The 26,410-nt window shown below is 70.7% G+C and carries 24 protein-coding genes and 6 pseudogenes; 14 read left to right on the forward strand and 16 right to left on the reverse strand.

From position 1 onward, the window contains the following. The first annotated feature begins 69 nt into the window (after window positions 1–69). The 4 genes and pseudogenes from QHG49_RS33170 (at window position 70) to QHG49_RS33185 (ending at window position 2,376) form a co-directional block, all read left to right on the forward strand. The gene (locus QHG49_RS33170; protein WP_159707546.1) at window positions 70–702 is read left to right on the forward strand and encodes a TetR/AcrR family transcriptional regulator; all 633 of its coding nucleotides are present in this window, start codon (window positions 70–72) and stop codon (window positions 700–702) included. A 420-nt stretch (window positions 703–1,122) separates the two neighbouring features. Further along, window positions 1,123–1,218 (forward strand): annotated as a pseudogene (locus QHG49_RS33175). A gap of 192 nt (window positions 1,219–1,410) precedes the next feature. Beyond that, window positions 1,411–1,614 (forward strand): cold-shock protein, encoded by a 204-nt coding sequence (locus tag QHG49_RS33180; protein WP_145487754.1) that lies wholly within the window; start codon window positions 1,411–1,413, stop codon window positions 1,612–1,614. Window positions 1,615–1,899: 285 nt separating this feature from the next. After that, window positions 1,900–2,376, forward strand: coding sequence for a hypothetical protein (locus tag QHG49_RS33185; RefSeq protein WP_301492503.1), 477 nt, complete (start codon window positions 1,900–1,902; stop codon window positions 2,374–2,376). Here QHG49_RS33185 and QHG49_RS33190 read toward each other — a convergent pair. Both QHG49_RS33190 and QHG49_RS33195 read right to left on the reverse strand, forming a co-directional pair. Further along, on the reverse strand, window positions 2,373–2,645 hold the full coding sequence (locus QHG49_RS33190; protein ID WP_301492504.1) for a hypothetical protein: 273 nt from the start codon (window positions 2,643–2,645) through the stop codon (window positions 2,373–2,375). The two genes, QHG49_RS33185 and QHG49_RS33190, sit on opposite strands and share 4 nt — an antisense overlap. A gap of 84 nt (window positions 2,646–2,729) precedes the next feature. Beyond that, entirely contained in the window at window positions 2,730–4,706 is a 1,977-nt protein-coding gene (locus tag QHG49_RS33195; protein WP_301492505.1) for a heavy metal translocating P-type ATPase, read from the reverse strand. 106 nt (window positions 4,707–4,812) lie between these two features. Here QHG49_RS33195 and QHG49_RS33200 point away from each other — a divergent pair, with 106 nt between their 5' ends. Then, window positions 4,813–5,217 carry a metalloregulator ArsR/SmtB family transcription factor gene (locus QHG49_RS33200; protein ID WP_301492506.1) on the forward strand — a complete coding sequence of 135 codons (405 nt, stop codon included), beginning with the start codon at window positions 4,813–4,815 and terminating at the stop codon, window positions 5,215–5,217. A 174-nt stretch (window positions 5,218–5,391) separates the two neighbouring features. Here the strand turns inward: QHG49_RS33200 and QHG49_RS33205 are convergent, their stop codons facing one another. From QHG49_RS33205 to QHG49_RS33215, 3 genes are all read right to left on the reverse strand, one after another. After that, complete coding sequence (locus QHG49_RS33205) at window positions 5,392–5,667, reverse strand: DUF4190 domain-containing protein (RefSeq protein WP_159707555.1); 276 nt, start codon at window positions 5,665–5,667, stop codon at window positions 5,392–5,394. Window positions 5,668–5,669: 2 nt separating this feature from the next. Further along, window positions 5,670–5,834: a hypothetical protein gene (locus QHG49_RS33210; protein ID WP_167532347.1), complete on the reverse strand. Its 165-nt coding sequence runs from the start codon at window positions 5,832–5,834 to the stop codon at window positions 5,670–5,672. Between the two features lie 344 nt (window positions 5,835–6,178). Further along, on the reverse strand, window positions 6,179–6,619 hold the full coding sequence (locus tag QHG49_RS33215; protein ID WP_145487745.1) for a VOC family protein: 441 nt from the start codon (window positions 6,617–6,619) through the stop codon (window positions 6,179–6,181). Between the two features lie 127 nt (window positions 6,620–6,746). Here QHG49_RS33215 and QHG49_RS33220 point away from each other — a divergent pair. Beyond that, window positions 6,747–6,836 (forward strand): annotated as a pseudogene (locus QHG49_RS33220) (aminoglycoside phosphotransferase family protein); the annotation flags it as partial. Between the two features lie 48 nt (window positions 6,837–6,884). Here QHG49_RS33220 and QHG49_RS33225 read toward each other — a convergent pair. The 3 genes and pseudogenes from QHG49_RS33225 to QHG49_RS33235 all read right to left on the reverse strand — a co-directional run. Beyond that, window positions 6,885–7,125, reverse strand: a pseudogene (locus tag QHG49_RS33225) (aminoglycoside phosphotransferase family protein); the annotation flags it as partial. 264 nt (window positions 7,126–7,389) lie between these two features. After that, a complete protein-coding gene (locus QHG49_RS33230) occupies window positions 7,390–7,749 on the reverse strand; it encodes a DoxX family protein (RefSeq protein ID WP_301492507.1) in 360 nt (119 codons plus the stop codon). 173 nt (window positions 7,750–7,922) lie between these two features. Continuing rightward, window positions 7,923–8,417, reverse strand: a complete 495-nt coding sequence (locus tag QHG49_RS33235) for a cupin domain-containing protein (RefSeq protein ID WP_301492508.1) — start codon at window positions 8,415–8,417, stop codon at window positions 7,923–7,925. Window positions 8,418–8,498: 81 nt separating this feature from the next. On the opposite strand from QHG49_RS33235, the gene QHG49_RS33240 reads away from it, so the two are divergent. Continuing rightward, a complete protein-coding gene (locus QHG49_RS33240) occupies window positions 8,499–9,350 on the forward strand; it encodes a LysR family transcriptional regulator (RefSeq protein WP_301492509.1) in 852 nt (283 codons plus the stop codon). 516 nt (window positions 9,351–9,866) lie between these two features. On the opposite strand, the gene QHG49_RS33245 is transcribed toward QHG49_RS33240, so the two are convergent. Next, the gene (locus QHG49_RS33245; protein WP_301492510.1) at window positions 9,867–10,535 is read right to left on the reverse strand and encodes a TetR/AcrR family transcriptional regulator; all 669 of its coding nucleotides are present in this window, start codon (window positions 10,533–10,535) and stop codon (window positions 9,867–9,869) included. A gap of 78 nt (window positions 10,536–10,613) precedes the next feature. Here QHG49_RS33245 and QHG49_RS33250 point away from each other — a divergent pair, with 78 nt between their 5' ends. Further along, window positions 10,614–12,293, forward strand: coding sequence for a CocE/NonD family hydrolase (locus QHG49_RS33250; protein ID WP_301492511.1), 1,680 nt, complete (start codon window positions 10,614–10,616; stop codon window positions 12,291–12,293). 962 nt (window positions 12,294–13,255) lie between these two features. On the opposite strand, the gene QHG49_RS33255 is transcribed toward QHG49_RS33250, so the two are convergent. After that, entirely contained in the window at window positions 13,256–13,861 is a 606-nt protein-coding gene (locus QHG49_RS33255) for a dihydrofolate reductase family protein (protein ID WP_301492512.1), read from the reverse strand. Window positions 13,862–13,959: 98 nt separating this feature from the next. Beyond that, window positions 13,960–14,379: a DUF1398 family protein gene (locus QHG49_RS33260; RefSeq protein ID WP_301492514.1), complete on the reverse strand. Its 420-nt coding sequence runs from the start codon at window positions 14,377–14,379 to the stop codon at window positions 13,960–13,962. Window positions 14,380–14,496: 117 nt separating this feature from the next. Between QHG49_RS33260 and QHG49_RS33265 the strand changes: the two genes are divergently transcribed. Both QHG49_RS33265 and QHG49_RS33270 read left to right on the forward strand, forming a co-directional pair. After that, window positions 14,497–14,994, forward strand: a complete 498-nt coding sequence (locus QHG49_RS33265; protein WP_145487727.1) for a MarR family winged helix-turn-helix transcriptional regulator — start codon at window positions 14,497–14,499, stop codon at window positions 14,992–14,994. A gap of 98 nt (window positions 14,995–15,092) precedes the next feature. Then, on the forward strand, window positions 15,093–15,731 hold the full coding sequence (locus QHG49_RS33270) for a DNA alkylation repair protein (protein WP_301493001.1): 639 nt from the start codon (window positions 15,093–15,095) through the stop codon (window positions 15,729–15,731). A gap of 394 nt (window positions 15,732–16,125) precedes the next feature. On the opposite strand, the gene QHG49_RS34240 is transcribed toward QHG49_RS33270, so the two are convergent. From QHG49_RS34240 to QHG49_RS33290, 4 genes and pseudogenes are all read right to left on the reverse strand, one after another. Beyond that, a complete protein-coding gene (locus QHG49_RS34240; RefSeq protein WP_370530596.1) occupies window positions 16,126–16,266 on the reverse strand; it encodes a transposase in 141 nt (46 codons plus the stop codon). A gap of 220 nt (window positions 16,267–16,486) precedes the next feature. Next, a pseudogene (locus QHG49_RS33280) lies at window positions 16,487–16,922 on the reverse strand (transposase); the annotation flags it as partial. Between the two features lie 53 nt (window positions 16,923–16,975). Next, the gene (locus QHG49_RS33285) at window positions 16,976–17,365 is read right to left on the reverse strand and encodes a hypothetical protein (RefSeq protein WP_301492516.1); all 390 of its coding nucleotides are present in this window, start codon (window positions 17,363–17,365) and stop codon (window positions 16,976–16,978) included. Window positions 17,366–17,578: 213 nt separating this feature from the next. After that, complete coding sequence (locus tag QHG49_RS33290) at window positions 17,579–19,345, reverse strand: M4 family metallopeptidase (RefSeq protein WP_301492517.1); 1,767 nt, start codon at window positions 19,343–19,345, stop codon at window positions 17,579–17,581. Between the two features lie 423 nt (window positions 19,346–19,768). Here QHG49_RS33290 and QHG49_RS33295 point away from each other — a divergent pair. Then, a pseudogene (locus QHG49_RS33295) lies at window positions 19,769–20,559 on the forward strand (hypothetical protein); the annotation flags it as partial. Window positions 20,560–20,562: 3 nt separating this feature from the next. Further along, window positions 20,563–20,978: pseudogene (locus QHG49_RS33300) on the forward strand (antibiotic acetyltransferase); the annotation flags it as partial. Between the two features lie 39 nt (window positions 20,979–21,017). Here QHG49_RS33300 and QHG49_RS33305 read toward each other — a convergent pair. Next, window positions 21,018–21,524, reverse strand: coding sequence for a MarR family winged helix-turn-helix transcriptional regulator (locus tag QHG49_RS33305; protein WP_159707579.1), 507 nt, complete (start codon window positions 21,522–21,524; stop codon window positions 21,018–21,020). A gap of 131 nt (window positions 21,525–21,655) precedes the next feature. Between QHG49_RS33305 and QHG49_RS33310 the strand changes: the two genes are divergently transcribed. Continuing rightward, on the forward strand, window positions 21,656–22,879 hold the full coding sequence (locus QHG49_RS33310) for an FAD-dependent monooxygenase (protein ID WP_301492520.1): 1,224 nt from the start codon (window positions 21,656–21,658) through the stop codon (window positions 22,877–22,879). Between the two features lie 631 nt (window positions 22,880–23,510). After that, the gene (locus tag QHG49_RS33315) at window positions 23,511–25,715 is read left to right on the forward strand and encodes a DUF4157 domain-containing protein (RefSeq protein WP_301492522.1); all 2,205 of its coding nucleotides are present in this window, start codon (window positions 23,511–23,513) and stop codon (window positions 25,713–25,715) included. Window positions 25,716–26,410: the final 695 nt, after the last annotated feature.

Genomic DNA, 26,410 nt, shown 5'->3' on the forward strand with positions numbered 1-26,410 from the left:
GGCCAGTGATGGGACTTGGTCTTATCGACCGTACACCAGTGATGGGACCAAGTCCCGTACACTGCTCCCATGGCTCGCTGGCAACCCGACGCACCCGGACGACTCGCCGCCGCCGCCCTCGACCTCTTCGAGGAGCGCGGCTACGAGAACACGACCGTGATCGAGATCGCCGAGCGCGCGGGGCTCACCAAGAGCACGTTCTTCCGGTACTTCCCGGACAAGCGCGAGGTGCTCTTCGACAGGGGCACGGTGACCGGTGTGCTCGTCGAGGGAATCGCCTCGGCGCCGCCGACGGCCGGGCCGCTCGACGTGGTGGCGGAGGCCCTCGACGCGCTCGGCCGGACGTTCTTCACCGCCGAGCGCCGCGAGTACAGCGGCCGGCGCCAGGCCGTGCTGAACGCCAATACGGAACTGCGGGAACGCGAAGCCCTGAAGAGGATCGACCTCACCGCCTCGATGATCGAGGCCCTCAACCGCCGCGGACTGCCGCTCCTGACCGCGCGCGTGGCCGCCCAGCTGGGCACGCTCGTCTGGGAGATCGCCTACGACCGGTGGATCGACACCGGCAACAGCGAAGACTTCGGCCCGCTGGCCCGGCAGGCGCTCGCCGAAGTACGCGCAGCCGGAGCCCTGCGCCAGGGTCCGTCTTCGGGCCACATCGGCCCTGATGACGACTCGATCCAGACGGATTCGCCGGGGTAGAGCGGGAAGCGGCTGTGCTCGGCCCGCCGGCGCATCGTCTCGCCCCGGCAGGTGGCGGTGAGGGCATGTCGTCCCAGGTCAGAGGATGGGTTCGGTGGTGGGTTCTGGACTGCTCGGGATTGCCGGGGTAGCGGTCGACGCTGATGCGGCTGATCGGAGCGTCGCCGCGCGCGGTACGCGCCGGACTCGGCCCGCGCATCCCGATCGGGGTGAACTCGACTCGGCCGACTTCCGGCGCGGCGGGATGACGGAAGACGGGTCGACCGAGGTGATCCTCGCCCTGACCGAGGCTGGCATCGACTTGCTGGAGATCTCCGGCTCCCGGCCCGGGTGCGAGTCAGCGGTACATCAGGGGGCGGTCAGCAGCCCCTGGCACTGTTGTTCCTGTCGCCGGCGCGGGAGACCGAATGCCGGAGGCAGGGAGAGGTGCCCGGAGTGGTTGATCGGGGACCAGCGAGCTCGCCTCACGGTCGGGCCCCTCTGGGGCCCACGCAGGTTCGAATCCTGCCCTCTCCGCCCAGCCCGTTGCCGCCCATCGGCTCCGCGCCCAGGTGCGTGGATTCCCTCGCGCCTGCTCGTACGGATGAGTTTCAGGTGGATGAGTACGCCGTTGCGGGGTAGAACAGCAGTTGGCTCGTGTGGTTGCGCGAGCCGGAGCACGCCCGGTTGAAGGGCTGCTCCTGGGCATGACATGAAGGATCGACCAGTATGGCCAGCGGCACCGTGAAGTGGTTCAACGCCGAAAAGGGTTTCGGCTTCATCCAGCAGGACGGCGGGGGACCGGACGTCTTCGCGCACTACTCCGAGATCCAGGGCGGCGGCTACCGCGAGCTGACCGAGGGTGAGCACGTCACCTTCGACATCGGCCAGGGGCAGAAGGGCCCGCAGGCGCAGAACATCGTCCGCGGCTGAGCGGACCGGAGACAACGAGAGTGAGGCGGCCGCCCCGGCCTGGGGCGGCCGCCTCACTCACACGTCGCCCTCCTCGAACGCCGGCCGACCGACCGAATGCCGCCGTTCCCCCCCCGGAAGGCCGTGGCCAAGAAGGCGGCCCCTTGAGCTGCCCGATACGCCGAGTGCGCCGCGACAGAGGGCGGTACAGGTGACTCCGTGGGCATGCCGCGCCGCGGTGGCGAGAGATCCGGCGGACGATCGTAGGCGTCGGGGATTCGGCAGGAACGCTGCGAAGGGCTGACGGTGCAACACGACGTACTCGGTATCTATTTGAACGACCACCTGGCCGGAGCCACGGTCGGCGCCGACCTGGCGCGGCACCTGGCCCATCGTCATCGGCACAGTGCCCGCGCCTCACTCCTGGAACGCATCGCCGATGAGATCGCCCAGGACCGGCAGAGCCTCTTGGCGATCATGGACGGTCTCGGCGTACCCGCCCACCGCTACAAAGTAGTCGCGGGATGGGCCGCGGAGAGACTGCGCCGGCTGAAACCCAACGGCATCCTGCAACGACACGCCGGCCTCGACACCGTCATGGAACTCGAAACTCTGCGTCTGGGCGTCGAAGGGAAGTCCTTGCTCTGGCTCACGCTCCTCGCGCAGGCCGAGAAACGGACCGCACTGGATACGGCACAGCTGAACCGTCTGCTCGACCGCGCGCGCACTCAGCTCGACACGGTGGAAGGCCTGCGCCGCACCGCGGCAGCCGCCGTCTTCTAGACGCGCCGCCGTCCGCCGGACGGCCGCCACCGGCCGAGGATCGCTGGTGGCAGGGGCATGGCACATCTGCCTGCCGAGTCGTGGGTGGCGGAAAGCGGGAGCCAGCCCTTCGCGGCGGCCATGGGCAGGACCTGGAGGTCGTTCTCCGTACGGCCTGTGACGCGGGCCCACATCTGACGGCTCTTGCCGGTGGGGTCGGTGCCGTCACCGGAGACGTACACGAATGCCAGGGCCGGGCTCGCGTGCTCCTGGGCCTCTACGGCCCTCACCCGCGACGACCCCCTACTTCAGCACGCGGATCCGTGAGGGCGAGGCCGACGCCGTAACCTCCTCCGCCGAGGACGCCGCGCTGTTCACGGTCCCACCCCGCCGCGCGCACGGCGCCAGGCGTCGTCGGCCAGCAGCCGCAGGCCGTTGAGGCCCACGATGACGGTGGAGCCCTCGTGCCCGGCGACGCCGAGCGGCAGCGGCAGGCTCCCGGCCAGGTCCCAGACGACCAAGCCGGTGATGAAGACCGCCGCGATGACCAGGTTCTGCACCACCAGCCGCCGGGCGCGGCGGGAGAGCGCGACGATCGCGGGGACGGTGGCCAGCTCGTCGCGGACGACGACGGCGTCGGCCGTCTCCAGGGCGAGGTCGGATCCGGCGCGGCCCATGGCGATGCCGGTGTGGGCGGCGGCGAGCGCGGGAGCGTCGTTGACGCCGTCGCCGACCACCAGCACCTTGCGCCCGGCCCGCTGCAATTCCTTCACGGCGGCGACCTTGTCCTGGGGGAGAAGGCCCGCACGGACGTCGGTGATGCCGACCTCCCCGGCGAGGCGGGCGGCGGCGCGCGCGTTGTCGCCGGTGACCAGCACCGGCGTGGCTCCGGCCAGGCCGGTCAGAGCGGCGACGGTGGCGGCGGCCTCCGCGCGCGGCCGGTCGGCGATGCCCAGCACCCCGACCGGGGTGTTCCCGACCTCGACCAGGACGGCGGTACGACCCTCGTCCTCCAGCCCGGCGGCCACACCGGCGGCCGGATGATCGGTACGCCCCTTCAGCAGCCGGGCGGGGCTGCCGACCGCTACCGCCCTGCCCTCGACGGTGGCTGTCACGCCGCTGCCGGGGGCGGAGGCGAAGTCCTCCGCCGCGGGGATGTCCAGGCCACGGGCGCGGGCCGCGTCCACGACGGCACGGGCCAGCGGGTGCTCGCTGGGGTGCTCGGCCGCCGCCGCGATCCGCAGCAACTCCTCCTCGCTCAGGCCGGCGTCGGCCAGCGGTCGGATGCCGGTCACGCGCGGGGTGCCTTCGGTCAGGGTGCCGGTCTTGTCCAGCGCCACCGCGTCGATCTGGCCCAGCTGTTCCATCACGACGGCGGACTTGACGAGCACACCGTGGCGGCCGGCATTGGCGATTGCGGACAACAGGGGCGGCATGGTGGCCAGCAGCACCGCACACGGGGAGGCGACGATCATGAAGGTCATGGCCCGCAGCAGTGTGGGCCGCAGGTCCGCGCCGAACAACAGCGGCAGCGCGAACAGCGCGATCGTGGCGGCGACCATGCCGAGGCTGTAGCGCTGTTCGACCTTCTCGATGAACAGCTGAGTGGGCGCCTTGGTCTCGGAGGCTTCCTCGACCATGGCCACGATCCGGGCGATCACCGAGTCGGAGGGATCGCGCTCGACCTTCACCCGCAGGGCCCCGGTGCCGTTGAGGGTGCCGGCGAAGACCTCGTCGCCCTCCTCCTTGGCCACGGGCAGCGGCTCCCCGGTGATGGTGGCCTGGTCCACCTCGCCGGTGCCGTCCAGGACGCGGCCGTCGGCGCCGACCCGCTCCCCGGGCCGTACCAGGATGACGTCGCCCACGGCCAACTCCTCGGTGCGCACCGTCTCCTCGCTGCCGTCGTCGGCCAGGCGGGTCGCCGTCGTGGGGGCGAGGCCGAGGAGGCCGCGCACGGAGTCCGCGGTGCGGGCGGTGGCGATCGCCTCCAGGGCGCCGGAGGTGGCGAAGATGACGATCAGCAACGCGCCGTCCAGGACCTGTCCGATCGCCGCCGCCCCCAGCGCCGCGACGACCATCAGCAGGTCGACGTCCAGGGTCTTCTCCTTGAGCGCCCGCAGGCCCGCCCAGCCGGGTTCCCAGCCCCCGGTGGCGTAGGTGAGCGCGAGCAGCGGGCCCCAGGACCAGGCCGGTGCCCCGGCCAGGTACAGCGGCAGCGCGATCAGGAACAGCATCAGCGCGGCGCCGGTCCAGCGGGCCTCGGGCAGGGCGAAGACCCTGGTGCGCCGCCGTGGTGCCGCCTTCTCGCGGGTCTCCGTGCGCGAGACCGGGCGGGTGAGGGTGGAAGACATCGGCGCGGGTTCCTTCGCACGGGGAGGGGCGGAACCACTCCACCGTAGCAGGAACGAATGAAGAGACGTTCATGTATTCATGAAGGGGGGCCGTAGTATGAGACGCATGGGTCATGGAGCCGCACCGCCTGCCGACGACGTTCCGCGCACACGCCTGGACGCGGCGCACGCCGCCCGGGTGGCCACCACGTTGCAGGCGCTGGCCACTCCCTCAAGACTGCTGATCCTCGCCCGGCTGCGTGAGGGGCCGCTGCCCGCGACGGAGCTGGCGGGCGAGGTCGGCATGGAGCAGTCCGCCTGCTCCCACCAGCTGCGCCTGCTACGCAACCTCGGTCTCGTCACCGGCACCCGCAAGGGCCGGTCCGTCGTCTACGCGCTCTACGACAACCACGTCGCCGCACTCATCGACCAGGCCATCTACCACGTCGAACACCTTCGTCTCGGCCTGAGCGACACCACGGCACCCGCGGCGGAACCCGAGCTGGAAGCCACCGCCGGCCCGAGCGCCTGAGCCCCTCGACACCCTCGTCCTCACCGGCGCCCTGCCCGCCGTCCTCGGAGCGAACGGTCGACGTACGGCGCCGACTGCGCCGGGTCGGCCGATCTGCGCACCTGCGCCGGTGGTTTCCGCAGCGCGCCGAAGCCCGGGGCACCTGCGCACGTATGTACGGGCGCCCCGGACCGTTCAGCCGCCCCAGACCGACCAGGACGTGGCTCCGTGCACGGACGCCAGGACGGCGAACACGACCAGGTCGGCGATGCCGAGCCCCAGTCCGAGCCGTGCCCGGAACCGGCGCGGTGTGTCCCGGCGCAGGGCGATGACGGCGAGCACGATGGCGATGGGGCCGAGGACCAGATTGAAGACGAGCAGTCCGAGAAGTCCCAGGACGAAGGAGGCCACCGCCATGCCCTCGGTGTCCCGTCGGCCCGTGCGGGCGGAGGGTGGTGCGGTCAGTCGCATGGTCAGACCCTCCTCGTCCGGCCGCGCCGGCGCCGCTCGCGTCCGGCGAACACGACGAGCCAGCCGACGATCACGGCACCGACCACCAGGGTGACGGGCCAGGGAAGGTAGGCGGCCGAGCCCAGGATGATGCCCAGCAGGAGCAGGGCGACGACCAGGAAGAGCACGTCTACCTCCTCGGTCCGACGGTGCGGGTGGTGGCCGGTGGTTCGCTGTCCCGTTCGTACGGCGACCTCTGCGGCCGTTTCGTCAACGCGTTCATGTCATCGGCGGTTACCCGGGGGCGCGCGTCTCACGCGTCCGGGGGCGCCACGGACCGGCTCGGCCCAGCAGAACCCTTTGACCGGCGGCGAGTTGGCTTCCTGACACCGGGAGTGGCCGGAGGTACCGCGCTGATCGAGGTGGCCGGTGCGGAAGACAGTGAACGAGCCGGGCGACTGCGCTCCGAGCATCCGGCGGTTCAGAACTCGATGATCTCGTTCGGCTGCCTGGTGCGCTCGGTTCCTCCTCCTCAGCGCAGTTGTTCGGCCAGTCCGACGATGACGCCCTCCGGGCCGCGGAGGTAGCAGAGCAGATAGCTGTCCTCGAACCGGGCGATCTCGCCTACGAGTTCCGCGCCGTGCGGGCGCAGGCGGGCGACGGTGTTCTCGATGTCGTCGACGGCGAACATGACGCGGTGCGTGCCCAGGATGTTGTGCGGCCGGTTGCGCGGCCCCGCGCTGATCGCCTCCGGGCTGCGGTACTTCGCCAGTTCGAGCCGACTGTGACCGTCGGGGGTCCGGAGCATCGCGATGTCACAGCGGACGCCGTCGAGCCCGGTGCACCGGTCGGCGAAGAGGCCCTCGACCTCCCCCCTGCCCTCCAGTTCCATACCGAGTTCCACGAAGAACGCGATGGCGGCATCCATGTCCTCGACGACGATGCCGACGTTGTCCATCCGCTGAATCGCCATGACGGCCTCTCCTTCTCCCTGGTCGGCGCCGATCATGCGCCACATCGGATACGGGCATACTTTCGGTCACCCTTTTCTTTCCATGCCTTGCCGAATCGCATGTTTACCCAGCTATGACGCCTTACGGCTGGTCGACCCGGCGGGAGGAACGATGCTGTGCCACAACGGCGTGTGCCCGGAGAACGTCATCTTCCGCGACGGCCGTGCGGCAGCCCTGCCGCAGCAGTTCTCCCACCGATCTCAACGCGATCTTGGTCATTGCTCAGCGCGGAAACCGGGGTATAGCGACGTCGCCCGGGATGAAGGTCAGCTGTTCGCGGCCGTCCGAGGTCAGACGGATCGGCGTCGGAGCCCTGATCCTTGAGCGCGAGGAGATGGGCATGGAGGGCGCGCGCGGTGCGCGACGCCGGGCGTTCGACCAGACCACCGTGGCGGAGGACCGCGCCTGCGTTCGTCATGCCACCGACCAGGGCTTCGCCCTTTGCCGTCTCCCCGTCAGCGGTCATGTCGATCACGCTATCGTCAGGGCGGCCGGGTGCGGGACGGTCCCGAGACAGGTGGACGTGCCCAGGCTGCGGCAGGTGCCGGCCGGTCTGCCGATGCTACGGGCCGCCCGCCGACGAACGCCTACTCATCGAGGTCAGGTTGACTGGTCTTCAGGTCGACCGCCTGCCCGGTAGAAGCGACCCGCTGCCCCTCTGGCTGTGATCCGTCCACAACCGGCGACCGGCACCCTGCACTCGCATGCACCGGCCGAGGGCTGTCCTCGATCACATCCGGGCGGCCAGCCAGACGGTCACCGCCGCGGTGACGACGAGCCCGGCGTTGAGCGCGATCCGGCGGTCTTCGCTCATCAGGTGGACGGCGATCGCGCCCGTCTGAAGGAGTACGAAGCCGATGGCCGCGGCGAACGCCAGTGAGGGGGCGATGCCGGTCAGTGGCGGCAGGATCAGGCCGGTCGCGCCGAGTATCTCGACCGCCCCCAGCGCCCTGAGGGCGGGCAAGGGCATGTGGTCGACCCAGGCCATCATCGGCCGGAGCTGATCGCGGCTGCGGATCATCTTCAGCGCGCCTGCGTAGACGTAGAAGATGGCGAGCAGTCCCGCGAGGGTCCAGTAGGCGATGTTCATGGTTCCCGTTCATGGGCCACCGGGTCACCGGGGCCCGTCGATTGTGTCGATCAGTCGATTACCGGAAGAGCCCCGGCGAAGGCCCGGCCCGTCGTCCGAGGGGCTTGGAGGCCGAGGCGCGGCTGTGACCTGCCGGTCGGGAGGGGGCCGGGCGCCGTGGGGTGCCCCCGGCTTCAGGCGGGCTCGGTGGCGGGCTCGGTCGCGTAGCGGCTCATCACGTCGATGTTGGCCTGGGGCGTCAGCGGCCGGCCGGTGGCGAGTACTTCCTGGAGGTCCCGGAAGTACTGCACGTACAGGTCGGGGGTGAACGTGCTCAGCATGACGGCGGGTTGGTCGGTCAGGTTGGCGAAGGTGTGCGGCGTCCCGGGCGGAACCATCACGAGTGTGCCCGCCCCGGCGTCGTACTCCTCGTCCCCGACGGTGAACCGTACGGTGCCCGACAGCACGTAGAAGCCCTCGTCGTGCCGGGCATGGCGGTGCTGCGGCGGCCCCTGGGTGTGCGGGGCGAGGACGGACTCGGCGATCGCGAGGCGGTGCCCGGTGCGGCTGCCGTCCTCCAGGACCCGCATCCGCGTGGTGCCCAGAACGATCATCTCGCCATCACCGGGACCCACCACCGATACCGCGGGGCGGGTCTGCTGCTCACTGCTCTGCGCTTCTTCGGTCATGCCCACGAGTCCACCGCCGGGACCCCCGGGCTGTCCAAGACCTGTCCTGCGGCGCCGATACCTCACGGGTATCGTTGCAGCGTGGAGCTACGGACCTTGCGCTACTTCGTGGCGGTCGCCGAGGAACTCCACTTCGGCCGGGCCGCCACCCGCCTGCACATGAGCCAGCCGCCGCTGAGCCGGGCGATCAAGCAGTTGGAGGCCGACGTCGGGGCCCTGCTCTTCGCCCGCTCGCCGGCCGGCGTCACCCTCACCGCGGTGGGCGCGGTGCTGCTCGACGAGGCGCGGGACCTGCTCGACCATGCCGACCGCGTCCGGGCACGCGTCAGCGCGGCGGCCGGCGTCGCGGCCATCACCATCGGTATTCTCGGCGACGGCACCGACCCGGGAGTGGCCAGGCTGGCCGCCGCCTACAGCCGGTACCACCCCGACATCGACATCCGCGTCCGCGACACGGACCTGACCGACCCGACGTGCGGACTGAGCGCCGGACTGGTCGATGTCGCCCTCACCCGGGCGCCGTTCGACACGACGGCCCTGACGGTGCGTGCACTGCGGTCCGACCCGGTCGGCGTGGTCCTGCGCGCCGACGATCCGCTGGCCGGCCGCGACGGGCTGCTGCTGGCCGAGCTGAGCGACCGCCGCTGGTTCCAGTTCCCGCAGGGCACCGACCCCGTCTGGCAGTCGTACTGGAACGGTGGCCGGCCGCGCGAGGGCCCCGTGGTGCGCACCGTCCAGGAGTGCCTGCAAGCCGTGCTGTGGAACGGCACGATCGGCCTGGCCCCGCTGGGACACGACCTGCCCGCGGAGCTGGCCGTGGTGCCGCTGACCGACATGCCGCCGAGCCGAGTGGTGGCGGTGTGGAACGAGGGTGACACCAACCCCTTGATCCGATCCTTCATCGAGATCGCGACAACGGCCTACCGCCACTGAGCACCGGCGACCGGCGCTGCCGCGACCACCGACGAAGCCCGCAAGGCCATAGCCGAGGGGCGCACCGTCCTCGTCTACAGGTTCATCGAGGCGAACAAGACGAGCGCGGCGACCGCGCCCATGGCCGGGATCGGCGAACAGATCGAGGCGGTGGAGGCGGAGGGCCCGGCGGCTCGACCAGATGGCCGCCGCCGAGAGCAGGACTCTCAGCGGCGAGCGCATCGGCCTGGTCTGCCTCTTCCGTCGCCGCATCTGACCTTCCCCAGACCGAAGCCCGGCCCAGCGCTGGGGCTTTCGCATGAGCGGGAGGCGAGATGGCACGCCGCTGCCCAGCCGGACCGCCCTCGCGTCGCAAGCCGCTGGCTGGTCGAGTGTCAGATCTGCACGAGGCATCCCGGCATCGATACACGAATCGAGGTCGATACACGAACCGGGATCGATACACGAACCGGGATCGATACACGAACCGGGATCGATACACGAACCGGGACCGATGCGCGGACCCGGATCACGACCTCACGCCCTGGCCGTGTCGGCACCGGCGGCGGGGGCGAGTATGGCCGCGGTCAGGGTTCGTCTCATCCAGTCGCGAAAGTCGTCGCGTTCGTAGCCGAGACGGCGAACCAGAAGGTCGTAGGTGTCAGGACTCGCGATCGTCCATGCCGTGTCGATCGCGGCTTCGCGGGTGAGGCCGTCGGCCAGTGCGGCTTCGGGGATTCCGTCGAGCACTCGGGCGAAGAGCCGGTGGCGGAGGAGCTGGAGTTCGTTCCAGTCGGCGGCGATCTCGGGGTCGACTGCTGCGGCGTCCCGGTACAGGCGCCAGCCGGTCGCGGCGCGCTCGGCGACCTCCGCGACGAGATCGGCCAGTTCCGCGAGGCGCTCCCGCGGTGGCATGCCCGCGAATCGCGAGGCCGCGTCCTCCGGGGACGAAGCGGTTCCGGAAAGGGCCTTCTCCATGTATCCGCGAAGAAGCTCACGTTTGCTTCCCCACGCCAGATAGAGGGTCGGCACGGACACTCCGGCTGCGGCGGCGAGCCGGGTGACCGTCGTCCCCGCGTACCCGTGTGCCGCGAACTCTTCGGCGGCGGCCTCCAGCAGCCGATCGCGAGTGTCACGCCGTAGCGCGTCCCCGACCCTCTTCTGGCGGCTCCGGGGCTTCGGCTCACCGGCTTGGTCAACGGTCATGACAGCAGCGTACTCCATGCTTTTAAGTGGCGATCAGACGACCTAGAACACCACTTAAAAGCATGATAGGACGGTGCCATGAAGAAGAGCACGGTCGATCGGCCCTGGAAACGCCCCGGCGCCGCCGCCTACGCACGCCGCAGGGTCGCGAGGGCGCTGCGCCCTCCGGTCTCCGTCTACCCGATGCCGCCGGACATCAGGAAGGACGAGGACGTGCCGGTGCGGATGCGTGACGGGGTCACGCTGCGCCTGAATCTGTTCCGCCCCGCCGGTGACGGCCCGTTCCCGGTGCTCCTGTCGGCGCACCCGTACGGCAAGGACTCCGTGCCGAAGCGCAGGCGCGGGAAGTGGTCGCTGAACCCGCAGTTCCGGATCATGAATCAGCCGGAGCCGCTACGAATTTCGGACCAGACCAGCTGGGAGGCTCCGGACCCGGTGTGGTGGGCGCAGCGGGGCTACGCGGTCATCAACCTGGACACCCGTGGCGGCGGTCGCTCGGAAGGGCGCGGCGACCTGCTCTCCGACCAGGAGGCCGACGACATCGCTCAGGTGATCGCGTGGGCCGCCGCGCAGCCGTGGTGCACAGGCCGTGTCGGCATGCTCGGCGTGTCGTATCTCGCTCTGTCCCAGTACAAGGCCGCCGCGCTCAACCCGCCCGCCCTGAAGGCGATCTCTCCGTGGGAGGGGTTCACCGACGCCTACCGCGACTTCTTCACCCCCGGCGGTGTCGTGGAAAACGGCTTCGCCCGGGTCTGGCTGTTCCTCACCGGCCGAGTGGCCCGCCTGAAGACCGACATCGCGGCCGAGCGGCGGGGGCACCCCCTGCGAGACGCATGGTGGGAATCCCTCACCCCTCGCCTGTCGGAGATCACTGTCCCGATCCTGGTCTGTACGAGCTTCTCCGACAGCAATCTCCACAGCGTGGGATCGATGCGCGCCTTCCAGCGCGTCGGGTCCGCCGAGCGGCACGCGTACACGCATCGCGGACCCAAGTGGGCTTCGTTCTACGGTGCGCAGGCCCTTCGGGCCCAGCTCGCGTTCTTCGACCGGCACCTGCGCGAACGGGACGTTCCCCCGCTGCCCCGCCTGCGGCTGGAGATCAGGGACCGGCTCGATCACGTCGTTCAGGTACGAGACGAGCAGGAATGGCCGCTCGCTCGCACCGACTGGCGCCGGCTCCGGCTCGGCGCCGGGGGCGCCCTGCGCGATGTGGAGGGCGGCACGGGAAGCGTCACCTTCGACCTGCGCCGCAACGCGGCCGTCTTCGACTACCTCTTCGACGAGGACACGGAGCTGAGCGGCCCGATGACGCTGCGCCTGCGAGTGGCCACCACCGGCGCCGAGGACCCGCGGCTCTTCGCCGGTGTCGAGAAGTGGTCGCACGGCGCGCCGGTCCCGTTCGAGGGCTCCTACGGCTACGGGCGCGACCTGGTCGCCCAAGGCCGCCTCCGCCTCGCGCTCCGCAAGATCGACCCGGTGCTCAGCACCCCCCACCAGCCCGAGCACACCTTCCGGACGCTCCAACCGGTCCGAGACGGCGAAGAAGTCGACGTGCTCATCCCGCTGAGCCCTTCGGCGACCCTCTTCCACGCCGGTGACACCTTGCGGCTCACGGTGGCCGGCCGGTACCAGCAACCCCGCAACCCCTTCTTCGGTCATTTCCCCACCCGTTACCAACCGACCACCTCGGGGAAAGCCACCATCTTCTGGGCCCCCGGAAACGCTTCCACGCTGGAGATCCCCGTCATCCCCAGGTGACCGGCCCGTCTCCGGGTGGCCTGTCGACGTCGGCCGAAGTACGGCTCCAGTGGCGCGGCGGGTCATGCCCTTTAAACGTACGAGGAGGACTATGCGGGTTGCGTGGCGGAACCGTGCGTACTGGCACCGGAAGCGATCACACGCCTGCCGTGGCGGTGTCGCCGCCCTCGCGGCGGGCCTGCTGACCTTGGGCGCCCCCTGCCCCGGCCAGGCCGCGGAGACTGGGCGGACACTGGAGTCCACCGTCTCCGGAGGCGGCAACCCGCTGCCGGTGCCGCCGTACCAGGGTGACTGCGCCACCGCCTACTCGCAGGATCGCAACACCGGGTCGTAGCAGCGACGGACTTCACGGTGGCAGTCCCGACGCCACGGCCGTCAAAGGCCAGTTGAGTTGAGCCTGAAGCCCCCTGCCGCCCGCGTCGAGAAGCAGCAGCTCCTGTACATGTGCGACGGCGAGAAGCTGAACTACGTCTCGGCTTCACGAACTTCAGCCCCCGGCCCACGACGGGCGTCTACATCGCCATGCGCGTCAGCCAGGGGCTCGCGTTCGGCGAGGAGTTCAGCAAGTGCGAGTACGGTCGTGTGGGAGGCGCCGGCTTCGGGGCTCGCTGCTACGTCGAGACCCCGGTCGCAGCGGGGCGGCTCCTATGACCTCGACGGCTTTTCGGCGGAGGTCGGCTGGGCGTCCGAAGCAACGGGCCCGCCTCCATCGAGCAGTACGACCGCCTCGAAGGCTCCGGCGACGGCCCCTCCTCCGTGACCCATGTGATGATCCCGCCCGGCACGACGGCGGCGAGGGTCCCGAACCTCTGCCGCTCGGACGACGACCACCCCCCCCAGTTCACCGCCGTGACGGCCGCGATACGGGTGCCCGCCTCGGGCCGGGGCGGGCCCCACGTCTCCAGCAGTCGTCGTCACCCTCGAATCGCCTCTGACGCGGGCGTGCTGTTCGAAGACAATGCCTAGTAACTGTCGTACGTGGGCTTACCGTTCGGCCGGTAGACGCCGATGACGGTGCCGCCCTTCGTCGTCGAGACGCTGACCGGCTCCAGCGCAGTGGGCATCGCTCCGTCGGCGAACAGCCGCTTGCCGGTGCCGATGATCACCGGATGGATGGTCAGCCGGAATTCGTCGACGAGGCCGTGCCGCATGAGGGTCTGGGCGAGGTCGCCACTGCCCACGACGTTGATGTCGCCGCCGTCGGACGCCTTGAGCTTGCGTACGGCGTCGACGGTGTCGCCCTCCAGCAGCGTGGAGTTCTGCCATTCGACAGAGGTCAGGGTGCGAGACGCCACGTACTTGTGCATGCCGTTCATCCGATGGGTGAACGGGTTGTCAGGATCGGCGGTCGGCCAGTACGACGCGAAGATCTCGTACGTCCTGCGGCCGAGCAGCATCGCGTCGGAGGACTCGTACCAACCGGCGATGGCCGTGCCGACCTCGTCGTCGGCCGACGGCTTCTGCCAGCCGCCGTGCTCGAAGCCGCTCTCAGCGTCCTCGTCCGGACCGCCCGGCGCCTGCATGACGCCGTCCAGCGTCAGGAAGGTGCAAATGATGATCTTGCGCATGGTGCGCTCCCTTCGTCGACGGGTAGACCGCACGACCCTCGATAACTCATCGGCGGGATTTCCGCGGCGCGGAAGGGCGTCATCGGCGTCGCGGCCCCTCAGGGGAGCGTGACGGACGGGTAGTCCTCGGCGTAGTGGTCGCCGTCGGTGCCGTAGTAGGTGCAGGTGCGGGCGGCGGTGTCGACGTCGTACCAGGCGATCCCGGCATCCCAGCAGGCGCGGACGAATTCGGGGAACGTCGTCTCGCCGGCCTGGTCCGCGCGGAGCGCCGCGATCAGGGCGGCCTCGTCGAACCGCGGCGCGAGCGCGAAACCGGTGACCAGTGGTTCCCCCTGGACGACGACGTCGCCGTGCTCGGTCAGGTACAGGAAGGCGTTGGCCGGGACGGCCATCCGGCAGTGGGTCACGCCGGCCTGGCGCAGGCTCTCGGCGAGGTAGGGAAAGCCCCCGGCCTTCGGGCGGGCGGCCGCGCCGCGTTCCATGGCGGCCTGGAGTCGGCTGATGGCATCGGTGGTCATGGTGTCTCTCCGGTGGTTCTGGTCTGGGCGCGCATGAGCCTTGGAGGCGGCGCGCCACTGTGGCATCATATTGGCATAGTGACAACACGTTGTCGAATGTGGAGGTGGGATTCCCGGATGGCGGACGAACTGGCACTTCTTGTGGCCGATGTCTACGAGGCGGCGGGCGCGCTGCGCCGCGCGGGCGAGGCGCTGGCTGCGGCGGAAGGGCAGACGCAGGCGCGCTGGCAGCTGATGAGCGCGGTCAGCGACCAGCCCTTGCCCGTGGCCCGCGCGGCACGCCGCCTCGGGGTCGCCCGCCAGGGCGTGCAGCGCATCGCCAACGAACTGGTCCGCGACGGTCTCGCCGAGTACCGGGACAACCCCGACCACCGCACCTCACCGCTGCTCGCCCTGACCGCTGTCGGGCACAGGACGCTCGGTGCCATCACCGGCCGGGCCGTCACCGCGCACCAGGTCATGGCAGAGGGCATCGCGGCAAGCGACCTGGCGGCCGCCCGGGAGGTGCTGCGACGGCTGACCCGCCAGACGGGCGACTGGGCCGATGCCGCCGGCCAAGTGCACGGTGCGCGCCCGCGTGGCCGGACCGCGACCACACGCGAGGAGGGCGCGTGAACACCGCCGACAGCGCATCAGCACGTCCTGCGGAAGACCTCCGTGCCGCCTTGCGGGAACTGGCCGACCCCGCTCGTGCCGAGCAACAGCGCGCATATCTGCACAGCGACCTGGATCATCTGGGAGTCCGCGTGCCCGACCTGCGCCACTGCGTCACCCGGACCCGCCGGGTCCTGGGTGCCCAGCCCGGCTGCGATGTGCCGGCTCTCGCGGGCGGGTTGTGGTCCGCTCAGGAGGGCTCCGAGAAGCCCGTGTACGACTACCGCCGGGCAGCGGTGGAGATTCTGGTGCAGTACGCGGGGGCGCTGGATGCCGCGGACCTCAAGAACGGCGAGGCGCTGTTGCGGCAGTGCCACACCTGGGCACTGGTGGACCCGCTGGCAGTGCACTGCGCCGGCGCCGTCGCCCTGCGGGACGCAGCCGCAGGCAAGGTGCTGGACCGGTGGATCTCGGACCCCGACTTCTGGCTCCGCCGCGCCGCGCTCCTCGCGCTGCTGCCCGCCATCCGCGCCGGCCGGCCCGACCACGACCGGCTCACCCGCTACGCGGACGCACTCGTCCACGAGCAGGAGTTCTTCCTGCGCAAGGCACTGGGCTGGGTACTGCGCGAAACCTCCACCCGCGACCCGCAATTCGTCACGGACTGGCTGAACCGCCACGGCTCCCGCGTCGCCCCCCTCACCCGCAGAGAGGCACTGCGCCGCCTGACGCGCGGGGAGGACCGGAACGGCGGGTAGTGGCGGCGCTCTGAGGGCCCCCGGCAGTCTCGGAACGTGAGGCTCGCGGGCGGACATTCCGACCACGACCAGGACGACGACGCGACGTCCCAGCCAGGTGGATCTGGCAGCTCACGCCGCCTCGGGAGCGGCCCAGTCCCTCGTCGGAGCGGTGCCGGCGAGGGATCGATCTCCGTTTCGGGATCCGGGGCGCCCCGGGCGGTGCTCCAGCGGCGTGCTGACGGACCCGGCACACCGTGGAGTCCAGGCTCACCATGCTCCAGCCGATCCGCCCGTCGGCGTCGGCATCCGCCAGGACGGCCTGGAAGATCCGGTTCCAGGTGCCGTCCGCAGACCAGCGGCGATGCCGCTCGTACACGGTTTTCCACCTTCCGGACCGCTCCGGCGGGTCCCGCTATGGGATGCCGGTGCAGGTCCGGAGCAGGACCCCGTTGATCACCGTCCTGTGGTCGTTCCATCGCCCGCCCCGGCGACCGGACTTCGGCAGATTCGGCGCGGTCCGCGCCCACTCGTCGTCTGCCAGATCACCCGGTATTCACATGTTTCGCCGGACCGAACCTGGTCGGTGACGTCGATGACGTGCCGTCCCAGCAGCAGTGTCCAACCTGCTGCTGACCCGCTGACGTACGACGACAGGCCGCGCGAACCGACCAGGTAGGCCGCGGTTGTGACGCGGATCAGCGGACGTCGACATAGTCGGTGACTCTGGTGTCGTCAATGTCGGCCCAGCGGCACTTTTCACGGTCATCGGTTCAGGAGGTGGGCAGATACAGACGCCGGTCGATCAGTGTCCGCCCGCGGTCGGTGGCATCGGTCAGGAAGACGCCGACCTGGCAGTTCTCCCTCCGCCCGGCGGTGGGCGGTGCCGGAGTGCTGTCGCCGCACCCCGGCCGACCGCGTCCCCTTCTTCAAAAAGCCCGTGTCATACATGGCGACCAGGACGGCGTCGGGGTGGGGGTCGGGGTCGCCGAGGTTGTCGACCACGTACTGGCGCACGTCATCGAGTACCTCATCGGCTTTCCAGTCGATCCGGTTCAGCATCCGCTGGATGCGGTCAGGGCCCGTATGGCCGGCTTCCTCCGCCAGCGCCGACGCCCGAGGCTCCGGCCTCCTGAAACGGTGCAAGAACCGCTCGTGCACAGCCTCCGGTTCACCCGCCCACAACCCGACATCAGCAAGGTCCCCACCCATGACCACACCAACGACCGATCTGGCCAGCAGTCGCAGCAAGCACCGTCGCAGTACTAGTTCGCCGGGACCGTCAGGAACACCGTGTCGCCGCCCGTCACCGCGAAGGTGCCGTCGCTGCCGGAGGCCGCCGTGCCGCTGTGGACGACGGCGCCGGCGGGGGTCTTCTCGGTCAGGGTGAGGGTCCGGTCGGTCAGGTTCGTGACCGCGAACTGGGTGGCACCCACCTGGACGCCGTCGCCCTGCTCGGTGACGCCCTTGATGAAGACGAAGGTCTGGGTGGAGACCAGGTTGCCCGTGCTGCCCTTCTGGACGATCAGGACATCCCCGGTGGCCGCTGCCGCCGGGGACGTCGTGGCGGCCACCGCGCCGAGCGCCGCCAGCAGCGCCGCCCCGGCCGCCGCCGCTATGCGACGCCCGCAGGTCCTGCCGGTTCCACTGTCCATCGGTATGCCCTCCCGAGGGTCGCGCCCCCGTCCCACGGCGGGACGGCGGCGTGGCGCAGAGCCTCGCCGGGCCGAGTGCGCCGGCGTAAGAGGCGCGAGGGGGCGCATCAGCGCACGAGCAGCACAAGCGGCGTGAACCGCACGACGCGCCGGCGCCGGGTGCCCGAGGGGCCCGGCGCCGGCGCGGTCGCTACCGACCGTCGGCAGGGATGATCAGCCGTTGCTCGCGGTCACGTTGACCGCCGCCCAGGCCCGGTCCACGGTCCGGTACTCGGTGCTGTTCACGCCGTAGAGGTCCTTGGCGGCGTTCAGCGTGGCGATGCGGGCACCATGGAAGGTGGTCGTGGAGACCATGTAGCGGGTCAGGGCGTAGTAGAAGATGTTCAGCGCCTTGGCCCGGCCGATGCCGGTGACGGAACCGCCGTCGTAGGTCGGCGAGTTGTACGAGACCCCGCCGATCGTCTTGCGGCCGCTGCCCTCCGCGAGCAGGTAGAAGGCGTGCGAGGAGACACCGGAGCCGGCGTGCACCTCGGTGTTGGTGACGGACGACGACCAGTAGTCGATGGTGCCTTCGAGGCGGTCCTGCGACGGCTGGTCCAGGCGGCGCAGGAAGCCCTGGGAAAGGCCGAGCTTCTCGCCCATCAGGTAGTTCGGCGGGTTCTTGGCGTTGTTGGCGGCGAACTCCACGCCGGTGCCGAAGATGTCGGCCAGCGACTCGTTGAGCGCGCCCGGCTCGCCGTACTGGTTGCCCTGGCTGTCGACCCGGGTCGGCTGGAGGTTCGCGGTGGCGCCGACCACGCCGTGGGTCAGCTCGTGCCCGGTGACGTCCAGCACGACCAGCGGGTTCCTGAAGGTGCTGCCGTCGCCGTCGCCGTAGAGCATGCAGTCGCAGTCCGGGTTCCAGAAGGCGTTGCCGACCTTGTTGCCGAAGTGGACCATGCCGTGCGCGCCGGTGCCGTCGTTGGCGATGCCGTTGCGCCCGAAGGTGCTCTTGTAGAAGTCGAAGGTGCTGGTGATGCCGTACATGGCGTCGACGGCGGCCGTGTTGCGGTCGCTGGTGGAGCCGTTGCCGAAGGTGGTGCTGGTGCTGGCGGCGAGGTAGCCGTCGTCGAAGTTCTCGGTCTCCTGGTTGTCGGCGTCCCGCACCTCGGTGTTGCCGCGGTTCGGGTCCTTCAGGATGTAGTACCGGGTGCCCTGGTACGTGTACGGGGAGGCCGTGAGGGACACCGTGCCGTCGTAGAGGGAGTAGCCGGTCGCGGCCGTGCCGGACACCGCCGCCTTCGCGGCCAGGCCGGGGAGCGGGGCCGCGGCGTCGCGCCGGGGCGCGGCCGTCGCCGACGAACCGGCGTGCCGCTCGCGGAGCTTGGCGAGCGTCCCGGGGGAGAGGAAGGGGTCGCTGACCGGGGTGTCGCTGAGGACCGCGCCGGTCCGGGCGTCCACGACGACCGTCCGGGCGCCGGTGCCCTCGGCCGTGCTGCCGCCGGTCACCCGCACCTGGTAGGCGAGGGCGGGAGCGTGCCCGGCGAGGGCGCTGACGACCAGCTTCGCCTTGCCCGCCGTGCCCTTGCCCGCCTTGGCGGCGGCGGTCCGCGCGGCGGCGGCGGACTTCTTCGGCGTGGTGCTCGCGAGGTCGATGGTCCGGGTGGTCGCCCGGGTGACGCCGAGGTACGTGTCGTGGGCGTCCAGGTGCACGATCAGGTCGGCGCCGAGCACCGGCAGGCCGCGGTGGGTGCGGACGAAGTGGACGTGCTTCTTGCCGTCGGGGTCGACCAGCGCCTCGGTCGCCTTCAGGGTGTCGTGCGGGCCGACACCGGTCGCGGTGGCGTGGGCGTGGGCGGCGGCGCTCGCGGCGGCCACCACGTGAGCCGGGGCGGTACGCGACGCGGAGGCCGTGATCGCGTGGGAAGCGGCCGGGGTGGAGTGGGGAGCGGCCGAGGCGGAGCCGAGCGTGCCGGCGGTCAATGCGGCTGTCGACGCCATGACAACCGTGACGGTCAGCGTGCATATGGGAGATCTGCGCACGAAAAGTGCCTTTCGCTGTGGGGGAGCGCAGGAGATTCACCGCCCGGTCGAAGGTGGGAATCTCCTGTGAAAACCTTGTGGGTTCTGGGGCGGCACTTTTCCCCGAAAGGCGCCGTCACCGGAAGATCAGAGGGGGAGTCAAACCCCTTCCTTTAGCGGCTCTTTACCGCAGTTGCACGGGCGGTGACGCCCGGGTGACGGAAAGGGAGGGAAGAAAGCCGCTTTCACCGGCGCTTCCGGCTGGATTCAACAAGCAGCCCTGAAACGGCAGTTAAGGGGCAGGTGCGTCAGCCGTACGCGCACGGTTACCCCAGCGTCGTCCTCAATTCCGGGTCCTGCGAACACGCCCTCGTGCGAAGGAACTCAAAGGGGGCACTTTTCATGCCTTACCGGATATCCGGCCGGGGTGGCCCACTCGCGGCCGACCTCGGCGCCGCTGCGCTCCTGTCGGCCGTGAGGGCCGCCCCGGTCACCGCCGCACTGACCGCCGTGAGTTGTACGTCGGCCAGGGCGGCCTCGCCGACAAGCTGACGAAGGACATCTACCGCCGCTCTGGCGAACCGCACCGGCACGGTCGCCGTCGGCCTGTACGACCGCGGTACGAAGACCACCCGTACGCTGCGGGCCACCACCGCCTTCGACTCGGCCGGCACCGTCAAGGTGACCGAGCTGCTCGCGGCCCTGCTGTGGGACGCCAAGGAGAACGGCCGGTATCTGATCGACATCGAGTCCGATCCGGCCACGGCCATGATCGCTCGGACAACGACGCCATCAGCGCGTTGTGGAAGCGGCTCGGCGACGCCAAGACCAAGGGGTTCCTGGCCGCCGCCGGCATGACGAAGGCCGTGCCCGGCGCCGACGGCTACCGGAGCCTCACCCAGGAGAACGTCACCGCCGAGCAGAAGCTGCTCCAGCTCGGCACCGCCAAGAACAGCGTGCTGAGCGACAACTCCCTCTTCTACGCCTCAAGTTGATGGGCCAGGTCGTCCCCGAGCAGCGCCGGGGGCCCCGGCAGGTGCCCCGCCACCGTCGCCGTACACGTCGAGAACGGCTGGCTGGAGCGGGCCACGCACGGCTGGCGGGTGCACAGCCTGGGCGCCTTCGAGGGTGCGGGCCACGACTACACGCTCAGCGTGTTCACCCAGGACGACAGCAGCATGGACTTCGGCGTCGACATGAATGGCGCCAGCCATCGTATGGACGGCCCCTCACGTCCCCCTTCCCCGCGATGGGTGGCTCCTGGTCCGAGCGCTTCGACCTGCTGACGAATCTGCCGGGTCGGGGGACGCGGTCGTCGGCCACGACGCCGGGATCGGCAACGGCGCGACGGTGATGCCCGGAGTGCGGATCGGCCATGGCGCGCTCGTCGCCAGCGGCGCTGCGGTCACGTGCGACGTGCCCGACTACGGGATGGCGGGCGGCAATCCGGCCGCGACTGGCCCGCATCCGGTACGACGACGCGGATGCCGCCCGGCTCCTGGCGGTGGCGTGGGACCGGCCGGTGGAGCACATCACCGAGCACGTGCGCGCTATCTTGTCGGGCGGCATCGCCGAGTTGGAGGCCGCCGCTCCCCAACTCGCGCCTGCCTGACGCCCGTAGCGCGGCCCGGGGCCCGGGCAGGCCCGGTGTTCAGTCCTCGTCCTCCAGCCGGGCCAGCCGGGCCGTCACGTCGTCGGCGAGCCGGGTCAGCAGGCGGGCGAGGTCGTCGCGGTCCTGCGGGGCCCAGTCGGTGAGCGCGTCGGCGAACCAGCCGAGGATCGAGGTCAGGTACCGGTCGGCCGCCTCCCGGCCGGTCTCGGTGGGTTCGACGAGGCTGGCGCGTCGGTCGTGGGGGTCCGCGACGCGCCGTACCAGACCGCGCTTCTCCAGGGTCTGGACCTGACGGGTGATGTGCGGGCCGACGACCTGCATGCGTTCGGCGATCTCGCCGATCCGCAGCGCCCCGTCGGCCGTGCGCAGAGAGAGCAGGACGCCGATCGCGGGCCGGTCGAGGGTGAGGCCCGCCGCCTCGACGGCCCGCTCGACGAGGCGGCCCTTGCTGAAGGCGGCGCTGAGCTGGGTGATCCGGGGCAACACGGTGAGCAGGTCGGAGTGGGGAGTCTCCGGTCCGGACGCCCCGGGGGAGTCGGGGGTCATGGCACCTCCATTTACATACCTGAGTCAGTTATCTATATTGACGGGGAGGGTTCGTGTCGGCCACTGCCGCATGACCTTTAAAAGGATACCTAAGGTAGGCATCTTCCATCCGGCGAAAGGCTTGGTCCACCATGTCTCGCACCTCCCGCCCGGTGCGCCGCGTCCTGATCTCCGGGGCGAGCATCGCGGGTCCCGCACTCGCCCACTGGCTCGACCGCTACGGCTTCGAGGTCACCGTCGTGGAGAAGGCCCCGACCGTGCGCGGCGGCGGCTACGCCATCGACATACGCGGCACCGCCCGCGAGGCCTTGGACCGTATGGGCCTGCTGCCGCGGTTGCGGGCCGCGCACGTCGACACCCAGCGCATCACGTTCATCGACGCGGCGGGTGAGCCGGTCGGCTCGCTCGCGCCCGAGCAGATGACCGGCGGCGCGGCCGGCCTCGACCTGGAGGTCCGGCGCGGCGACCTGGCCGACGTGCTGTACACGCCGCTGCGCGACCGGGTCGAGTTCCTCTTCGAGGACTCCATCGCCACGCTGGACGACGACGGCGACGCGGTGCACGTGGTGTTCGACAGCGGCGCCCGCCGCAGCTTCGATCTGGTCATCGGGGCGGACGGACTGCATTCGAACACGCGTCGGCTGGTGTTCGGCCCCGAGGAGCCCTTCCACCACTACCTCGGGCACGTCTTCGCGGGCTTCACCCTGCCGAACGAGTTCGGGCTCGAGCACGAGGCCGCGATCTGGAACGAGCCGGGCCGCAGCGCGGTGCTGTACGCCCACGAGCCGTCCGAGCGGCTGCACGGCTTCCTCACCTTCACCCGCGAGACGCCCCCCTTCGAGGCGTTCCGCGACCCGCGGGCGCAGCGCGAGCTGGTTGCGGCCCGCTTCCCGGAGCGGGTGTGGCACCTGCCGCGCCTGGTGGCGGCGATGCGGGAGGCCGACGACCTGTTCTTCGACATCGTCAGCCAGATCCACCTGCCCAAGTGGTCGCACGGCCGGGTGGCACTGGCCGGTGACGCCGCGCACGCCACCTCGTTCCTGTCCGGGCAGGGGTCGAGCGTCGCGCTGGTGGGCGCCTACGTCCTGGCCGGCGAGCTGGCCACGCACGCCGGCCACCAGGAGGCCTTCGCCGCGTACGAGCGCCGGATGCGGCCCTTCGCGGAGCGCAACCAGGCACTGGCCACCGGGGGCGGCACCGTGGTCACGCCCACCACACGCGAGCAACTGGAGGCCCGCAACGCGGTGGTGCGGGACCCCGCGTCGGCGGCGCGGGCCCTGGTGACGGCGGGCGCGGAGGAGGGGCGTGCGGCGCATTCCGGGCTGCTGCTGCCCGACTACGGCGCGGCCGGCTGACCGGCGGCCGCCGGCCGCATCCCCATCTCGGCGACGCGCTGCCGGAGCTGCTGCTCGGTTTCCTCGGGCTGCGGGCTGCCCGCTCACTCGGCGCCCTGCGCACAGTCCGGGGGCCCGGCCGCACGGTGCGCGCCGTTGCCAGTTCCGGCTCCAGCACACGCGCGGGCCTCGGTACACGGAGCGCGGCCGCATTCCCGGCCACGGAGCGCCGCAGGGTCGGCGGCGCCGACCACAACTTCCTCGTCTGCGCGTCCCGGTCGGCCGGTTCGGCGACGAGCAGGTGGGCGTGCACGCTGGAACACCCCCGCGTCGGCGGGGAGGACGACCGTGCCGTACAGCGGCGCCGCCACCGTCACCGTCGACGTCGTGCGGGGCACCGCGAACCAGCCACAGGTCGACGCGCTCGCGCCGGTACCGACGAAATCCTGACACCGAAGAGGCGGATGAGCCGAAGAGGCAGATGAACTGCCCTGTCGGGCAGAGTTACGACAGGACGGGTGTCCGCATGGTGCAACGCCACTGATGAGGCGCGCGTCGCGGGACAGGGGGTCCTTCGCTCCGCCGGCCGGCGCTTCCGGATGCGATGCCGGTGGTTCTACCTTCGATGTCATCGTCTCGGTGAGGGGCATCGATGAGAGCGCACGACAGGAAGCGTTCGGAAGCCGCGGACGGCCGGGAAAAGACCGTCCGCCCGGCCGCGCCCGGCGGATTACTGGGGTTGCAGGCGAGCGTCGGCAACCAGGCGGTGCTGAGGATGATGCGCCGCGAGCGGGAAGGGGACGAGCCTCGCCGGGGGGAGGCCGTGCAGCGCGCCGATGCCGAGGCGGGCTCGCACGCTCCCGACCGCTCCGACGTGGAGGCCGGTCTGCGCGAGCCGGGCCGCCCTCTGGACCACGCGACGCGGGTCCGCAAGGAGGAGCAGTTCCAGGCCGACCTGTCCGATGTCCGGCTGCACACCGGCCCGTCCGCGGCACAGGCCGCAGCCGCCGTTCAGGCCCGGGCGTTCACCGTGGGCCAGGACATCGTGATCGGTGAAGGGGGCGGTGACGCCCAGACGTTGGACCACGAGTTGACGCACGCGGTCCGCAACCGGCAGCGGGCCTCGGTCGGGCATCCGACGGGCGGTGGGTTCAACATGACGCGCCCGGACGACGGCGAGGAACGGGAGGCGGAGTCCAACGCCTCGCGGATGCGCTCCGGCGGCACCAGCACGGTCCTGGGTGAGGGAGCGGGCCGCCGGGGTGCCGTTGAGGGCCACGGTCACGCTGACGCCCGGTCCGCGGAGACGGCGGTCCAGCGCACGGGGCCGACCGACACCGCCGAGGAGTCCGTCACCGAGGCGGCCGGACCGGCGGAGGAAGCGGCTCCCAAGGGCAAGGAGATCATCGCCCGCCTCAGCCAGTCGATCGAGCAGAACACCGTTCAGAAGAAGTCCAAACGGAACATCTTCGCCCCCGGAACGTGGTGGCCCGAGCAGTGGATGGTCCAGGGCCCCGCCCGGCTGCGGAAGAACCTGGACCGGAGGGTGATGCGGGGTGAGGCGTTCAGCGATCAGGACCTGGAGGACATCAGGCAGCTCTCCTCGGTCAACCAGCGGTGGCTCAAAGACGTGGGGATCGGCACGTACGACGAGGCCGAGAAGTACACCGAGGGGCCGTTCAGCGACTGGTTGAAACTGGCCGCCGGCAAACGCGTCCTCACCGCGACCCTGGCCGTCCGCAAGAACCACCCGGCCCTGCGTGCCCCGGGGATCAACACGCCGACGGACCCGGCCTACACGCTCGGCCGGTTCATGCTCACCCAGGCGCCCGGCACCACGCCGGAGGAACGGCAGGACCTGGAGCAGGAGCGCAACCAGCAGATCCGGGACACCGCCGTCGACACCCTGTATCCGGAGGGCATGGCCGACGCGCGCCGGCACGGGGATGCCGTACCGGCCGAGGGCGCCGCGCTGGGCAAGGGCAAGGGCAAGGCCCCCGACTACGCGAAGAAGGACGCCCAGGGCCGTGAGATGCTCACCAAGATCCTCCTTGTGCTGCGGCACGGGCTGGAGCTCTACGATCCGGCGAAGCGCAAGCACGAAGCCGACTACGAGAAGGACGTCATCCGCGCGCTGGCCCACGGCGGTCGCGTCAACATCCGTATACCTGCTCTGAGTTCGAAGGATGAGGCGGCCTACCAGCTCCCGCACTTCCTGGGCGTGACCAAGGACGACACCAAGGGAGAGCCCGCGGACGGCGTGACGGAACGGGACTTCGCCACCCACCGCACCTCCATCGGCGCCAACAAGGGGGAAAAGCCCGGCAAGTTCGAGGAGAAGGGCGGCATCAAGGCGTCCCTCACGAACAAGCTCTCCGTCGGCGCCGCCAGCCCCAAGCTGTGGGGCCAGGACATCTCCGGCGGCGGATTCGGCTCCAAGGACTGGAACGGCAACATGGTCCTTCCGAACGGCTCGTACGGCCACGTCCTGCTGGTCTACCACCGCCCCACCACGGAGAAGGACGGCTCCCTCCAGATCGGCATCGAGACCATCGCACCGCACGCGGACAGCCCGGTCGGCTACGAGCACGACTTCCGCTCCACCGAGGCGACCTCGAACCCCGAGTCGGTCCTGCACGGTCACAAGGCGGACAAGGTCGGCTCCGGCGGCCTCGGCAAGAACGAACGCCTCGTCGACCTGCGGGCGATGGGCGCCTCCCACCCCAGCGGCGACTGGCGAACCTACCTGGACGAGATCCAGCGCGACTGGGAGAGCGCACTCGCCAAGACCGACGAGGTCTCGCCGCAACGCCGAGCCTTGTACGAGGAGTTGGTCGGCCCCCGCGCCAGGGCGTGACACCGGCGCCGCGGTGGCCGAGTCCCGGTGCGGCAGCCGCGGTAGCCGTGGCGGCACCGGGACTGGCGCGTGCCCCTCCGGGGTCGGGCGTCGTCCGCCTGGCCGGGCATCACCCGGTGCCGGCTCGGTGTCCGGGACCCAGGACGACTGGTGCGGAAAGCTCGCACCACACCGTCTTGCCGTCTGACCCCGGTTCCGCTCCCCATCTCTCCGCCGGCGCCGCGACGAGCGCCAGTCCGCGTCCGTACTCCTGCGTCTCCGTCGCGGCTCGGATGACGGGCAGGGTCCGGTTGTTCGGGTCCCTCACCTCGATGCGGGCGCGGTCGTGGTCGCCTGCCGCCGCAGTCCCCCGTACCGTCACCGGCGTTTCTGCTGCGTCAAAAGCCCGAGCAGCTGCGGATACTCGGGGCCAGGGCGGCGGGCCGCGGTCTGCGGCAGGCAGGATGAACAGACAATGGCGTCAACTGCTGCCGCTACCGTGGACGCTGCTGCCACGAGCGCGATGGCCCTGGGTGTTCCGCTTCCTCCGCCGCAGCCGTGCGATGGCCTGTCCCCGGTCGAACCGGTCCGGTGCCAGCGCGGACTGCTCATGCTCGGTCAGAGGCAGGTCGCGCACCGGAACACCGTGGCGCCGGAATAGCGCGGCCAGCCGCTCGGAGGTGACGAGGGTGACCCCTACCCCCGTGGCCTGCAGG

The organism is Streptomyces sp. WP-1 (assembly GCF_030450125.1).
Lineage (GTDB): Bacteria > Actinomycetota > Actinomycetes > Streptomycetales > Streptomycetaceae > Streptomyces > Streptomyces incarnatus.

Bases quoted from the DNA above. Each gene is read 5' to 3' on its own strand.
- QHG49_RS33170 (WP_159707546.1), top strand. From the start codon at position 70: ATGGCTCGCTGGCAACCCGACGCACCCGGACGACTCGCCGCCGCCGCC.
- QHG49_RS33180 (WP_145487754.1), top strand. From the start codon at position 1,411: ATGGCCAGCGGCACCGTGAAGTGGTTCAACGCCGAAAAGGGTTTCGGC.
- QHG49_RS33195 (WP_301492505.1), bottom strand. From the start codon at position 4,706: ATGTCTTCCACCCTCACCCGCCCGGTCTCGCGCACGGAGACCCGCGAG.
- QHG49_RS33200 (WP_301492506.1), top strand. From the start codon at position 4,813: ATGGGTCATGGAGCCGCACCGCCTGCCGACGACGTTCCGCGCACACGC.
- QHG49_RS33205 (WP_159707555.1), bottom strand. From the start codon at position 5,667: ATGCGACTGACCGCACCACCCTCCGCCCGCACGGGCCGACGGGACACC.
- QHG49_RS33215 (WP_145487745.1), bottom strand. From the start codon at position 6,619: ATGGCGATTCAGCGGATGGACAACGTCGGCATCGTCGTCGAGGACATG.
- QHG49_RS33230 (WP_301492507.1), bottom strand. From the start codon at position 7,749: ATGAACATCGCCTACTGGACCCTCGCGGGACTGCTCGCCATCTTCTAC.
- QHG49_RS33235 (WP_301492508.1), bottom strand. From the start codon at position 8,417: ATGACCGAAGAAGCGCAGAGCAGTGAGCAGCAGACCCGCCCCGCGGTA.
- QHG49_RS33245 (WP_301492510.1), bottom strand. From the start codon at position 10,535: ATGACCGTTGACCAAGCCGGTGAGCCGAAGCCCCGGAGCCGCCAGAAG.
- QHG49_RS33250 (WP_301492511.1), top strand. From the start codon at position 10,614: ATGAAGAAGAGCACGGTCGATCGGCCCTGGAAACGCCCCGGCGCCGCC.
- QHG49_RS33255 (WP_301492512.1), bottom strand. From the start codon at position 13,861: ATGCGCAAGATCATCATTTGCACCTTCCTGACGCTGGACGGCGTCATG.
- QHG49_RS33260 (WP_301492514.1), bottom strand. From the start codon at position 14,379: ATGACCACCGATGCCATCAGCCGACTCCAGGCCGCCATGGAACGCGGC.
- QHG49_RS33265 (WP_145487727.1), top strand. From the start codon at position 14,497: ATGGCGGACGAACTGGCACTTCTTGTGGCCGATGTCTACGAGGCGGCG.
- QHG49_RS33285 (WP_301492516.1), bottom strand. From the start codon at position 17,365: ATGGACAGTGGAACCGGCAGGACCTGCGGGCGTCGCATAGCGGCGGCG.
- QHG49_RS33290 (WP_301492517.1), bottom strand. From the start codon at position 19,345: ATGGCGTCGACAGCCGCATTGACCGCCGGCACGCTCGGCTCCGCCTCG.
- QHG49_RS33305 (WP_159707579.1), bottom strand. From the start codon at position 21,524: ATGACCCCCGACTCCCCCGGGGCGTCCGGACCGGAGACTCCCCACTCC.
- QHG49_RS33310 (WP_301492520.1), top strand. From the start codon at position 21,656: ATGTCTCGCACCTCCCGCCCGGTGCGCCGCGTCCTGATCTCCGGGGCG.
- QHG49_RS33315 (WP_301492522.1), top strand. From the start codon at position 23,511: ATGAGAGCGCACGACAGGAAGCGTTCGGAAGCCGCGGACGGCCGGGAA.